At 36.2% G+C, this 13,090-nt stretch carries 12 protein-coding genes and 1 riboswitch; of the genes, 3 read left to right on the plus strand and 9 right to left on the minus strand.

The window, feature by feature from the left end:
• The 3 genes from ACFCT9_RS04245 to ACFCT9_RS04255 form a co-directional block, all read right to left on the minus strand.
• Window positions 1–318 carry a rhodanese-like domain-containing protein gene (locus tag ACFCT9_RS04245; RefSeq protein WP_412521165.1) on the minus strand — a complete coding sequence of 106 codons (318 nt, stop codon included), beginning with the start codon at window positions 316–318 and terminating at the stop codon, window positions 1–3.
• Window positions 319–338: 20 nt separating this feature from the next.
• A complete protein-coding gene (gene leuS, locus ACFCT9_RS04250; RefSeq protein WP_412521167.1) occupies window positions 339–2,753 on the minus strand; it encodes a leucine--tRNA ligase in 2,415 nt (804 codons plus the stop codon).
• Between the two features lie 302 nt (window positions 2,754–3,055).
• On the minus strand, window positions 3,056–4,234 hold the full coding sequence (locus tag ACFCT9_RS04255) for an MDR family MFS transporter (protein WP_412521169.1): 1,179 nt from the start codon (window positions 4,232–4,234) through the stop codon (window positions 3,056–3,058).
• Between the two features lie 269 nt (window positions 4,235–4,503).
• Here ACFCT9_RS04255 and ACFCT9_RS04260 point away from each other — a divergent pair, with 269 nt between their 5' ends.
• Window positions 4,504–5,466, plus strand: a complete 963-nt coding sequence (locus ACFCT9_RS04260; protein WP_412521171.1) for a TIGR01212 family radical SAM protein — start codon at window positions 4,504–4,506, stop codon at window positions 5,464–5,466.
• Window positions 5,463–6,020 (plus strand): class I SAM-dependent methyltransferase, encoded by a 558-nt coding sequence (locus ACFCT9_RS04265; protein ID WP_412521173.1) that lies wholly within the window; start codon window positions 5,463–5,465, stop codon window positions 6,018–6,020. Before ACFCT9_RS04260 ends, ACFCT9_RS04265 begins: the two co-directional genes overlap by 4 nt.
• Window positions 6,021–6,078: 58 nt before the next feature.
• Here ACFCT9_RS04265 and ACFCT9_RS04270 read toward each other — a convergent pair whose 3' ends face one another.
• Together ACFCT9_RS04270 and ACFCT9_RS04275 are read right to left on the minus strand one after the other, a co-directional pair.
• Complete coding sequence (locus ACFCT9_RS04270) at window positions 6,079–7,035, minus strand: L-lactate dehydrogenase (RefSeq protein WP_412521175.1); 957 nt, start codon at window positions 7,033–7,035, stop codon at window positions 6,079–6,081.
• Between the two features lie 175 nt (window positions 7,036–7,210).
• Window positions 7,211–8,041 (minus strand): alpha/beta fold hydrolase, encoded by an 831-nt coding sequence (locus ACFCT9_RS04275; RefSeq protein ID WP_412521177.1) that lies wholly within the window; start codon window positions 8,039–8,041, stop codon window positions 7,211–7,213.
• Window positions 8,042–8,302: 261 nt separating this feature from the next.
• Between ACFCT9_RS04275 and ACFCT9_RS04280 the strand changes: the two genes are divergently transcribed.
• Window positions 8,303–9,298 (plus strand): proline dehydrogenase family protein, encoded by a 996-nt coding sequence (locus ACFCT9_RS04280; protein WP_412521179.1) that lies wholly within the window; start codon window positions 8,303–8,305, stop codon window positions 9,296–9,298.
• Window positions 9,299–9,368: 70 nt separating this feature from the next.
• Here ACFCT9_RS04280 and ribE (ACFCT9_RS04285) read toward each other — a convergent pair whose 3' ends face one another.
• Genes ribE (ACFCT9_RS04285) through ribD form a run of 4 tightly spaced genes read right to left on the minus strand, consistent with a single transcriptional unit; the run spans window position 9,369 to window position 12,747 of the window.
• The gene (gene ribE, locus ACFCT9_RS04285; RefSeq protein WP_412521181.1) at window positions 9,369–9,830 is read right to left on the minus strand and encodes a 6,7-dimethyl-8-ribityllumazine synthase; all 462 of its coding nucleotides are present in this window, start codon (window positions 9,828–9,830) and stop codon (window positions 9,369–9,371) included.
• A 33-nt stretch (window positions 9,831–9,863) separates the two neighbouring features.
• Window positions 9,864–11,045: a GTP cyclohydrolase II gene (gene ribA / locus ACFCT9_RS04290; RefSeq protein ID WP_412521182.1), complete on the minus strand. Its 1,182-nt coding sequence runs from the start codon at window positions 11,043–11,045 to the stop codon at window positions 9,864–9,866.
• Between the two features lie 15 nt (window positions 11,046–11,060).
• Window positions 11,061–11,693: a riboflavin synthase gene (gene ribE / locus ACFCT9_RS04295; RefSeq protein ID WP_412521184.1), complete on the minus strand. Its 633-nt coding sequence runs from the start codon at window positions 11,691–11,693 to the stop codon at window positions 11,061–11,063.
• A 4-nt stretch (window positions 11,694–11,697) separates the two neighbouring features.
• Complete coding sequence (gene ribD / locus ACFCT9_RS04300) at window positions 11,698–12,747, minus strand: bifunctional diaminohydroxyphosphoribosylaminopyrimidine deaminase/5-amino-6-(5-phosphoribosylamino)uracil reductase RibD (protein WP_412521185.1); 1,050 nt, start codon at window positions 12,745–12,747, stop codon at window positions 11,698–11,700.
• A 163-nt stretch (window positions 12,748–12,910) separates the two neighbouring features.
• Window positions 12,911–13,047, minus strand: a riboswitch (FMN riboswitch).
• Between the last annotated feature and the right edge of the window lie 43 nt (window positions 13,048–13,090).

The raw sequence follows: 13,090 nt of genomic DNA on the forward strand, positions 1-13,090 counted from the left end.
TTAAATTCTATTAATTTCTAAACCTTCATCGCCCCATGCTTTCATGCCGCCTTCTACATTAACCGCATGAATACCAGGGTTTTGTTGTTTCAAATAGTTAACTACATTCGCACTGCGTACACCGCCAGCACAAATAAAGTAGTAAGTATCTTTGTCATTGAATTCATTTACGTGATTTGGAATATCATTCATAGGAATTGTAGTTGCTCCTGGAATAATTCCTTTTGCTGTTTCTTCGTCTTCTCTGACATCAATGATATGAATCGGTTCATTATCGAACATTTTCTTTTTCAATTCATCCGTTGTGATGGTTTCCATAACGTAATCATCCTCCTTTATTATTTAGCTACGATATTAACTAATTTTTGAGGTACTGCGATGACTTTCTTGATGTCTTTATCCCCTATATCTAATTTAACATTTTCATTATTTAACGCAATGTCTTCCATTTCTTCCTTCGTCGCATCTTTAGGAATGAAGACTTTTGCTCTTACTTTACCATTTACTTGAACAACAATTTCAACTTCATCATCTACTAATAATGATTCATCGAAATCTGGCCATGGTTGGTAACTGATTGTTTCATCATGACCTAATTTTGCCCATAGCTCCTCACCTAAGTGCGGCGCAATTGGTGATAACATTTTTACGAAACCTTCAACATATGGTTTATATAATTGATCAGCTTTATAGCCTTCATTGATGAAGACCATCAATTGACTGATTGCTGTGTTGAAGTTTAATGTATCAAAGTCTTCTGTCACTTTCTTAACGGTTTGGTTGTATACTTTTTGAAGTGATTTATCATCTGTATCTACAATTTTAGAAGATAATGAACCATCTTCATTTACGAACAATCTCCAAACACGGTCTAAGAAACGTCTTGAGCCATCTAAACCTTTTTCGCTCCATGCGATGGCCGCATCCAATGGTCCCATAAACATTTCATATAAACGTAATGTGTCAGCACCATGAGAACGAATAATATCATCTGGGTTAACTACATTACCGCGAGATTTACTCATTTTTTCGTTACCTTCACCTAAAATCATACCTTGGTTGAATAATTTTTGGAATGGTTCTTTTGTTGGTACTACCCCTAAATCATAAAGAACTTTATGCCAGAATCTTGCATATAATAAGTGAAGAACTGCATGTTCTACACCACCGATATATAAATCAACCGGCAACCAATGTTTTAATTTTTCAGGATCAGCTAACATTTCGTCATTATGCGGGTCGATATAACGTAAGTAATACCAGCAGCTGCCTGCCCATTGTGGCATTGTATTTGTTTCGCGACGGCCTTTCATACCTGTTTTTGGATCTACTACATTTACGAATTCATCGATATTCGCAAGTGGAGATTCACCTGTACCTGAAGGTTCGATAGAATCTGTTTCAGGTAATAACAATGGTAACTCATCAGTTGGAACAGTTGTCATTGTGCCATCTTCCCAATGAATAATTGGAATAGGTTCACCCCAATAACGTTGACGGCTGAATAACCAGTCACGTAATTTGTAATTGACTTTTTTCTCACCGGCACCTTTTTCTTCTAATAATGCGATAGCTCTGGTGATTGCTTCAGCATTATGCAAGCCATCTAACGCGCCAGAATTAACATGTGGGCCATCACCTGTGTATGCTGCTTCTGTCACATCTCCGCCTTCAATCACTTCTTTGATTGGTAAGTCAAATTTTTGTGCGAATTCATAGTCACGTTCATCATGTGCAGGAACAGCCATTACAGCTCCTGTACCATAAGATGATAATACATAGTCCGCAATCCAAATCGGTAATTTTTCACCAGATAATGGATTAATCGCATAAGCACCTGTAAATACTCCTGTTTTGTCTTTAGCTAAATCTGTACGTTCCAAATCAGATTTCATCGAAGCATCTTTTTGATATTGTTCTACTTCAGCTTTATGATCTTCAGTTGTAATTTGAGCAACTAACTCATGTTCAGGACTTAATACCGCAAATGTTGCACCATAAATTGTATCTGGACGCGTTGTAAAGACATCAATTTTGCCATCGTGATTTTCAACATCAAACGTAACTTTTGCCCCTTCAGAACGGCCAATCCAGTTACGTTGCATATCTTTGATTGATTCAGGCCAATCTAATTCTTCTAAGTCTTCTAATAAACGGTCCGCATATTCAGTAATTCGTAAAACCCATTGACGCATCGGACGACGATATACTGGGAAACCGCCACGTTCTGAAACGCCATCTACGACTTCTTCGTTTGATAAAACTGCTTTAAGTTCAGGACACCAGTTTACAGCCACTTCATCAACATAAGCTAACCCTTTATTGAACAATTGGATAAATACCCATTGTGTCCATTTATAATATTCAGGATCTGTTGTACTTAGTTCTCTATCCCAATCATAACTGAAACCTAATTCTTGAATTTGGCGTTTAAATGTTTGAATGTTCTTCTTAGTAAATTCACGTGGATCATTACCAGTGTTCAATGCATATTGTTCAGCAGGTAATCCAAACGCATCCCATCCCATTGGATGTAATACATTGTACCCTTGCATACGTTTGTAACGTGAAATAATATCTGTTGCTGTGTAACCTTCAGGGTGTCCAACATGAAGTCCAGCACCTGATGGATATGGGAACATATCTAAAGCGTAAAATTTCTTTTGACCTAAGTTATCACTTGTTTTGAACGTTTTGTGCTCAGCCCAGTAATCTTGCCATTTTTTCTCAATTTCTTGATGATTAAAACTCACTTTGCTTTCCTCCTAATAAAAAAATACAACTCAAACTATTATGCTTTGCTTATGAAGGACGACATTTTGCCGCGGTACCACCTTCATTCGTATCTTCTACGCACCTCATACATAATAGCTCGAGCTGTATTTATTCTTAATATAATCGTTGGTAAGTTCACCTAAATGACTTAACTGGTTTGCACCGAACACCAGCTCTCTTGATAAGCCCTTTAAATTACTACTCCATATACACATATAACTATATTTTATTCTATCATTTAATGCAAGTCTTAAATTTCAAGGCTGCACGTAACCTTTGTTTAGACATCAAACTCATCAGGTGACAGACGTTTATCATAGATAAATAAGAAAAACATTGAAATAAACAAAAGTCCCATCATTGTTAAGAACATCATCTGCATATTGAATGTATCGACTAAAATACCGCCAATTAACGGTCCAAATGCTTTACCGACAGTTGCTGCCGAATTAACGATACCTTGATAAGCACCTTGTTTGCCTTCTGGCGCTAATTGATTCGCAATAGTCGGTACTGCAGGCCATACAAACATTTCACCTAACGTTAAGATAATCATACCAATGACGAAAACAGAGAATTGTTCTGCGAAACTTGTCACAAAGAACGATATGATAAACACACAAATACCGACAAACATTTGTTTCTTCAAGTTCCCTCTCAGTAAACGAATCACTGGATAAATCAATGGTTGTGCAACTAAAATCATAATCCCGTTAATCGTCCATAATACACTATATTGAGATAACGAAATGTTCATTTGTTGGGTGAATGATGCAATGGTACTTTCCCATTGAATATATGCTATCCAACAAATTGAAAACATCACACATAGTAACAATAATGCCACAAAACGTTTACGGTATTGCTTTTGTGCCCATTGATTCGCATCAGGTATTTTAACCTTCCCGCGATATTGTAAATTAAATTGTGTAACTGCCACAATGAAGAATGCGACATACATTAATAAGTTTGCGATGAAGATAAAATTAAAGCTAAGCTCAGCGACATACCCAGCAATCGCAGCACCGAATGCAACACCTAAGTTTTGCGCTAAATAAATCGTATTGAATGTTTGACGTCCACCATTCGGCCAGACCGCACCTGCCATCGCATAGATAGCTGGAATAATGATACCGCCGCCAAATCCTAACATCACTAACCACACCGCATATAATGGCCATCCGTGATAAAAGTTTAATAACGTTGTGGCACATAAACAAATCACTGACCCACTCATAATCGTAATGAAACCACCGAGTTTATCGAAGAAAAAACCGCCGAGTAAATTACCGACAACCATACCTAAAGAGTTAATCATTAAAACTAAACCGGCAGTGGTTAAACTTTTGCCTAATTCTTGACTCATATAAATTGTATTTAAAGGCCATAAAAAACTCGCGCCCATAATATTAATTGCCATACCAATAACTAACCACCAAATGGCCTTAGGCATATTCATACTGTTCCACCCGCTTTCTATATCTATTAATCTTTGTCTTAGGAAAAAACTGTATTTTTACCAATAAAAATTTCGCATACAGAACATCTTAACTGTGTGCGAAACATGTGTAGTGTTTATATTGATTTGAACTTTAGATTTTGCAACCAAGTAATCTTACTATAATTTCCATATGAATAAAAGACCTATTTCGTAATTTCTGCTCAACATGCACCTTCAATGTATGGTAAAATCTTACAATGGATTAATTTAAGAAAGGAAAATGTCATATGGGTCGATATTTTACGTATGCATTTGAAGATAAACGCTATCATACATGGAATTACCATTTAAAAAATAGATTTGGACAAAAGATATTTAAAGTCGCATTAGATGGAGGATTTGACTGCCCTAACCGAGATGGCACAGTTGCACACGGCGGTTGTACGTTCTGTTCAGCTGCAGGCAGCGGCGATTTTGCCGGTAACCGTGCTGATCCGATTGAAGTACAATTCCAAGAAATTAAAGAACGTATGCACGAAAAATGGCACGAAGGAAAATATATCGCATATTTCCAAGCATTCACAAATACGCACGCACCTGTCGAGGTACTCAAAGAAAAATTTGAACCCGTACTAAAAGAACCCGGTGTTGTTGGCTTATCGATCGGGACTAGACCGGACTGTCTGCCTGATGACGTCGTCGAATATTTAGCTGATTTAAATAAACGTACGTATTTATGGGTGGAATTAGGATTACAAACTGTTCATCAAAAAACGTCTGATTTAATTAACCGTGCACATGATATGCAGACATATTATGACGGTGTTGCAAAATTAAGAAAGCATAACATCAATGTATGTACACACATCATCAACGGATTACCAGAAGAAGATTACGACATGATGATGGAAACAGCGAAAACTGTTGCACAAATGGATGTACAAGGTATTAAAATCCACCTACTCCATTTACTTAAAGGTACACCGATGGTCAAACAATATGAAAAAGGTATGTTGAACTTTATGTCACAAGAAGAATACGTGAATTTAGTTTGTGATCAACTTGAAGTCTTACCGCCAGAAATGATTATTCACCGTATTACAGGTGATGGTCCTATTGATTTAATGGTCGGACCTATGTGGAGTGTAAATAAATGGGAAGTACTGAATGCGATTGATGCGGAATTAGCACGACGCCACTCTGCTCAAGGTAAACATTATCAACCACTTGAGAAAGCAGAACAGTCATGAAAGTAGAACGAATCTTACCTTTTGCGAAATCATTAATTACTTCACATATTACTGAAAAGAGTACTGTGGTTGATGCGACATGCGGTAACGGGCATGACACATTATTTCTAGCAAAACATGTCCCAGAAGGTCATGTTTACGGATTTGATATACAAGAAGCCGCAATTGAAGCGGCTCGTGATAAAGTAAAAACCTTTGAGAATACAACTTTAATTCTAGATGGACACGAACATGTTGCACAGTATATCAAACAGGAAGATTTACCGATTGATGCAGCAATCTTCAATTTAGGTTATTTGCCTAAAGGCGATAAACATATTGTGACAACAGCAAACACGACGATTCAAGCCATTGAATCACTTTTCAACATGTTAGCACCAGAAGGTATTATTGTACTTGTTATTTACCCTGGTCATCCTGAAGGTCAAATCGAAAGTAATATCGTCTTTGAATACTTGCAACAATTTGATCAACAAAAGGCACATGTCTTGCAATATGGCTTTATCAACCAACAAAATAACCCACCCTATATTTGTGCTATTGAGAAAAGATAATTATATAAAAATAAGAGCAGCTACCGTCATTGGGTAACTGCTCTCTTTATATTCAAACTTAGTTAAATAGTTTATCTACACTTTTAACTGTTTCTTTTAAGACTTCAACAGAATGGTTGAATTCTTTTGTTTCTTTTTCATTTAATGGTGTTTCATAAATTTTTACTGCGCCTGCACGGTTAACAAGTGTTGGTACGCCGATATAAACATCTTTTTGACCATATTCACCTTCTAAGTAACTTGAAACAGTTAATACTTGGTTTTGGTTACGTAAAATGGCTTTAGAGATGTGTAATAAGCCCATTGCGATACCATAATAAGTTGCGCCTTTAGCTTTGATGATGTCATATGCAGCATCACGTGTATTTAAGAAGATTTCTTCAATACGTTTTGCACGTTCAGGATCGCTGTTTAAAATATCATATAAATTTTGACCTGCGATACTTGCTTGTGACCATACTGCTAATTCTGAATCACCATGTTCACCAATAATGCTAGCATTTACACTTTCAGGTGCTACACCGAATTCTGCACCTAATTCATATTTGAAACGTGCAGTATCTAAAATTGTACCAGATCCGATAACACGTTCTTTTGGTAAACCAGAAACTTTTTTAGTCACATAAGTAAGCACATCTACTGGGTTAGCAGCAATTAAGAAAATACCGTCAAAACCGCTGTCCATGATTTGACCCACAATTGATTTAAAGATTTTTGTATTTTTTTCTACTAAATCTAAGCGTGTTTCACCAGGTTTTTGGGGTGCACCTGCAGTGATTACAACTAAATCAGCATCAGAACAGTCAGCATAAGAACCTGCTGAAACAATAGATGGTGATTCGCCATATGGCATACCATGATTTAAGTCTAAGACATCACCTTTAACTTTTTCTTCTACTAAGTCAATAATAACTAATTGATCAGCAACACCTTGTGCTACCATAGCGAATGCATAACTAGAACCTACTGCACCATCGCCTACTAAAACTACTTTATTCGCTTTTACATTACTCATATTACTTACCCTCTCCAATATAAAATCGCTTCTATGTGATTTATTTCACATATACAAGATACCAATTTTAGCCGATAAAATCAATGCGAAAATCTTGGAAATTTCACACATTGTGAACATTTTCCGACAAAAAAGCGCTGCAATGTCACCATCCATTACAGCGTCATTTTTTTGACTAAATTTCTATTTGATCATCAATATCATTCGGGATAAAACCAAGTGCATTAACTTTATTATTTAAATAACTCAAGATATAACGCATCACTAAAGGACGTTCAGGTTCATTGTGAATTTCATGATAGAGTCCTTCCCACGCTTTATAATAAAGTTCATCCGTTTTAACACGCTTTTTGATATCAATAATTGCTTCTGTATCTAATATCTGGTCTTCTTTCCCGTACATTAAACACATAGGAATACTTTGAATATCTTCTAAGTGTTCTAAAGTCGTTTTCATGACATGTACAACTTCTTTATACCAATGGTAAGATACTTTTGTCAGCATTAAACCATCTTCTTTAGTTTCTCTGATAACTTCTTCATTTCTTGTCAGGTGTTCAGGTTCAATTCCTAAGTTAAATCGCATATCTTTGACACCTGCACCGATATTAGAGGTGAATAAGTTTTTTCGTGTTTTCGAATTCGTCTTAAATGCAACTAATGGTGAAATCAAAATAATACCTTCAATCGGCAATTCAGTTCTTTCCATTAGATTTAACGTAATTAAACCACCTAAACCGACACCCATTAAAAATGTAGGTAATTTATATTCACTCGCTATTCGCAACCATTCTAAGATATGTTCGTGATAGACTTCAAAGTTGTCGATTTGGCCTTTATTAGATCTTGATGTTTGACCTTGTCCAGGCAAATCACCCATAATCACATGATATCCATTTCGTCTTAGTGACGTAATCACATAGGCATATCTTCCTGTATGTTCTAAAATATTATGAGCAATAACTATGACACCTTTTGCTTCACTTTCTGTTTCCCACTTCCACATATCAACGACTACCCTTCTACTGAATTAATTACTATTATTGTATCAAAACGCACCGATTAAAATCTATTTAGAACCGGTATATATATTTAACAGAATTTAGAAATTCCCCTTTTGAATTGCATTCTGTTTTCACAAACATTACATAATTTACTATTCGTGTTATTTATAAATAAACAAGTATATTTGTATAATGTTAACGTTTTCATACCTTTATGAAACATGATACACTATTTTTAACAGAGTTGTATGGGAGGAATTTACATGCCATTAGTCAAAGATTTTTTTATCGGTTTATCTAATAACACTTTTTTGAATCAAGCAGCACGAAAATACGGACCCATGTTAGGTGCCAGCAAAGTAGTTGTTGGAAATTCGATTGATGAAGTCATTAAGACAATTAGAACACTGAATGATAAGGGGATTTCAGTGACAGTGGATTGTCTTGGTGAATTTGTAGATTCAAAGGAACAAAGCATTAAAGAAAAGAACATTATTTTAACTGTTTTACAAGCGATTTACGATAACAATTTAGATGCGCATATTTCTCTTAAAATTAGTCAATTAGGCGCTGAATTCGATGTAGATTTAGCAGAACAGAATTTAAGAGAAATTGTTGAAAAGGCAAAATCATTGGGCAATATTCACATTAATATTGACACCGAGAAATATGCAGGTTTATCTGATATTCTTTACGTATTAGATAAATTATCTAAAGATTATGATAATGTAGGAACTGTGATTCAAGCCTATTTATATTCAGCGGATAATATGATTGAAAATCACCCGCATATTAGATTACGTTTAGTCAAAGGTGCTTATAAAGAAAATGCATCAATTGCCTACCAAACTAAAGAGGATATTGATAAAAACTACATTAAGCTTATCGAAAAAAGACTGAAAAGTGCGAAGAATTTTACATCTATTGCGACGCACGATCATAATATCATCGACCACGTTAAAAAGTTTGTGGACGAGAACAACATTGATCGTGATAGTTTCGAATTCCAAATGTTATATGGATTCCGTTCTGAATTAGCATATGAAATAGCTGATGAAGGCTATCATTTCTGTATTTATGTACCATTTGGTGAAGATTGGTTCGGTTACTTTATGCGTCGTTTAGCTGAACGTCCGCAAAACTTGAATTTAGCTGTGAAAGAATTTGTGAAGCCTAAAACTTTAGCTATAGGAGCCGGCGCAGTTGCTGCAACTATTGCGTTAAGTTTCGGTCTCAAAGGTTTAAAGAAACGTCAATAAATCTAAGCATGAAGAAGGCAAGATCATTTCGGTCTTGCCTTCTTCATGTCTTTATATTTTAAACTTTTTTCTATTGAATTGATTTTAGTAAGTTAGCCATTTCAATTGCAGCCATTGCTGATTCGGCACCTTTATTACCCGCTTTTGTTCCAGCACGTTCAATGGCTTGTTCAATGGTCTCAGTAGTTAAGACACCAAAAATAACAGGTAAACCTGCTGTATCGCTGACTTTTGATACACCTTTTGCTACTTCATTACATACATAATCATAATGTGATGTCGCACCACGAATGACACATCCTAATGTAATGACCGCATCATATTTCTTTGTTTCTGCTAATTTTTTAGCAGCTAACGGAATTTCAAATGCGCCATGTACATAAGCAACATCAATATTATCGCTTTCTACTTCATGACGAACTAATACATCTTTAGCGCCCTCTAATAAACGGCCAGTAATAAAATCATTAAAACGACTCACTACAATTCCAATTTTCAAATCTTTTCCTAATAATTTACCTTCAAAGTTCATGTTAATGCCTCCAATAGTTTTGTTTAATGATATTTAAATCATGTGTCCCATTTTTTCTTTTTTCGTCTGCATATAATCATGGTTATGACTGCATTCTGGTACAATCAGTTCAATACGGTTTTCAACTTCAATACCATAATGTTTTAGCCCTTTAAATTTCTCTGGATTATTACTTAGCAAATTCACCTTTTCAATACCGAAATGTTTCAAGATTTCAGCCGCATGATAATAATCGCGTAAATCTTCTTTAAACCCTAAAGCTAAGTTAGCAGTGACTGTATCATAACCTTGTTCAATCAATTCATAGGCTTTAAGTTTATTAATTAAACCAATTCCTCGCCCTTCTTGAGGCAAGTAAATGACCATACCGTTATGTTCATCAATGTATTTCATAGCCGCTTCTAATTGCGCACCGCAATCACAACGTTGACTATGGAAAATATCACCTGTTAAACAAGATGAATGAATACGCACATTTTCAACTTCTTGAATATCGCCTTTAACGATTGCTACGATTTCATCATGTGCATAATCTGATTCAAAGCCATACATATCAAATGTGCCGAAATCTGTCGGTAATTTCACTTTCGCTTTTGCATGCATATGTTGTTCATGCAGTTTACGGTAATGAATTAATGACTCTATCGTAATCATTTTTAATTGGTGTTTTTCTTTAAATGCTTGAAGTTGTTCACCTTTGGCCATCGTGCCATCATCATTCATGATTTCACATATGAGCCCTGCAGGTTTTGAACCTGTCATACTTGCTAAGTCCACTGCTGCTTCCGTATGACCTGGGCGTACTAATACCCCGCCGATTCTAGCTATTAATGGAAATAAATGACCTGGTCGATTAAAGTCTGCACTTGTACTTTCTTCGCTGATTAATGCTTTCGCAGTCATCATGCGTTCAGCTGCACTGATGCCTGTTGTCGTATTGATATGATCTACACTTTCTGTAAATGCTGTACCAAATGCATCGCTATTATCTTTAACCATCGGTTCTAAATTCAATGACTTTGCGAGAGATGGTGCGAGCGGCGCACATATTAAACCACGTGCTTCGCTTGCCATAAAGTTGACTGTATTTTCGTGCATTAATTCAGTCACCGCAACCAAGTCACCTTCGTTTTCTCGCTCTTCATTATCTACAACAATAATACTTTCACCTTGTTTTAATGCTTCAACTGCACTTTCTATATCATCAAATTGCATATGTGAACACTCCTCTTAAAATCCGAATTGCGCAAGTTTATCTGACGTTAATTCAGTATTTTGATTTGAAATTGCTTTTTGTACATATTTAAATAACATATCCGCTTCTAAATGCACCGCATCACCCACACGCTTTTCACCTAAAATGGTCGCACGTTTTGTTTCTGGAATTAAATGAATATCAAATTGGCCTTCTGCTAATCTGAAAATCGTCAAACTTGTTCCATCAACGGTGATTGAGCCTTGTTGAACCATCTGATCCGTAATGGTCTTCTTGCACTGTATTGTCATAATATTGGAATTAGAAGAAGGTCGTATCTTCAATACTTTACCTACTTCATCCACATGACCTAATACAAAATGACCGCCGAAGCGACCTTGACTCGGCATCGCACGTTCAAGATTGACTGAATTGCCTTTAGTCAGTTGATTGAGATATGTTTTATTTTCAGTTCCTTTGATCACGTTGACGTCAAAGGATTGTTCATTAAATGAAGTTACTGTTAAACATGCACCATTGACACTGATTGAATCGCCGATATGCATATCTTCTAAAATCTTTTGACATGCGATAGTGAGTTTCATGACATTTTGTTCTGTCACAATGCGATCAACCGTACCGATTTCTTCGACAATACCGGTAAACATGAAATCACTTCTTTCTTAATACAACTTTGATATTTTGATCGATGATTTCAGAATGGTCAATTTCAAATTGAGGAATTTGTTCTAAAGGAAGTATATTGTCAGTTTGATAAAACTGATACTTGCCAGAACCTCCAATTACTTTCGGGGCGTAGTAAATCATCAGTGTTTGGACACACTGGGATTGGAGAAATTGTGAAGTCACTTTAGGTCCGGCTTCTACATAGACTGAGCCGATACCTCTTTGATATAAATCTTTTAAAATAGTTTCTATTGCGCACTCATCCAAAACAACGATTTGTACATTAGATGCAAGTGCTTGTGTTTTTAATTGTGTATTTTCTGTATACACTAGCACAGGTGTCTGTTGGTCTGTAAATAAAGTTTGTGTGAAATCTAACTCACCGCTTCTCGCTAATACCACTCGAACAGGCTGTCTTTCTCCTTCTAACCTTACCGTTAAACTCGGATTGTCAGCTTGTACAGTACCAGCACCTGTGAGAATCGCATCGTGTCTAGCTCTATTTTTAAACACATCTTGTTTCACACCTGGATTTGTTATCCATTTACTTTGACCATAGTCTGTTGCTTGTTTTCCATCTAAACTAACACTGACTTTTAAAGTTACTTCTGGCATCTGTGCTTGTTTAGCTTTGAAAAACTCTGTATACATTGCTTCCGCATTGGCATCATGCTGATATGAAACCTCAATGCCGGCTTCAGATAAAATCGCATCACCAGGTGAATCTAAAGTAATATCTTTCATCGCATACACGACTTTTGAGATACCTGCTTCAATGATTTTATTGACGCATGGCGGTGTCGAGCCAAAATGTGTACAAGGTTCCAAGGATACATAAATCGTTGCACCCTTTGCATCCGCACCAGCCATATCCAGCGCTTGTACTTCAGCGTGGCGTTCACCTTGTTTTAAATGGGCACCCAACCCGACGATTCTGCCATCTTTAACCACAACAGATCCGACAGCCGGATTCACACCCGTTTGGCCTTCAGCCATTTTTGCTAATGCAATCGCATTTTGTAAAAAACGATTCAAACAATCACCTCATTAAAATAAAAAATTCCGTTACCTATTAAAGAGGCAACGGAAAAAAATGTATCATTATCGTATTTAAACAGAGTCCATCCATGTTAAAAATTGCTAACACAAATTAGACTTCACTTAAATACGAATTTTAAAATCATATTTAATGACGTCTTGATTCTTTCTCCCATCCAGACTTTCACTGTCGGCTCTAGATTCTCACTAGATCAGCCATACTCTATAAAAGAGTACAGGTCGCAGGCTTATGTATTTACTGCCGGTTGGGAATTGCACCCTGCCCCGAAAGAATATTATGAAATTGTTTCTGAATCGAACGAGCAATACTTTGCTCATA

The organism is Staphylococcus simulans (assembly GCF_047037175.1).
Lineage (GTDB): Bacteria > Bacillota > Bacilli > Staphylococcales > Staphylococcaceae > Staphylococcus > Staphylococcus simulans_C.

Excerpts from the sequence above, each read along its gene's own strand:
- ACFCT9_RS04255 (WP_412521169.1), bottom strand. The coding sequence starts at position 4,234 with ATGAATATGCCTAAGGCCATTTGGTGGTTAGTTATTGGTATGGCAATT.
- ribE (WP_412521184.1), bottom strand. The coding sequence starts at position 11,693 with ATGTTTACCGGTATTGTCGAAGAAATCGGTACGGTTGATCGCATTGTG.
- ACFCT9_RS04260 (WP_412521171.1), top strand. The coding sequence starts at position 4,504 with ATGGGTCGATATTTTACGTATGCATTTGAAGATAAACGCTATCATACA.
- ACFCT9_RS04270 (WP_412521175.1), bottom strand. The coding sequence starts at position 7,035 with ATGAGTAATGTAAAAGCGAATAAAGTAGTTTTAGTAGGCGATGGTGCA.
- ACFCT9_RS04245 (WP_412521165.1), bottom strand. The coding sequence starts at position 318 with ATGGAAACCATCACAACGGATGAATTGAAAAAGAAAATGTTCGATAAT.
- ACFCT9_RS04280 (WP_412521179.1), top strand. The coding sequence starts at position 8,303 with ATGCCATTAGTCAAAGATTTTTTTATCGGTTTATCTAATAACACTTTT.
- ribE (WP_412521181.1), bottom strand. The coding sequence starts at position 9,830 with ATGAACTTTGAAGGTAAATTATTAGGAAAAGATTTGAAAATTGGAATT.
- ACFCT9_RS04265 (WP_412521173.1), top strand. The coding sequence starts at position 5,463 with ATGAAAGTAGAACGAATCTTACCTTTTGCGAAATCATTAATTACTTCA.
- ribA (WP_412521182.1), bottom strand. The coding sequence starts at position 11,045 with ATGCAATTTGATGATATAGAAAGTGCAGTTGAAGCATTAAAACAAGGT.
- ACFCT9_RS04275 (WP_412521177.1), bottom strand. The coding sequence starts at position 8,041 with ATGTGGAAGTGGGAAACAGAAAGTGAAGCAAAAGGTGTCATAGTTATT.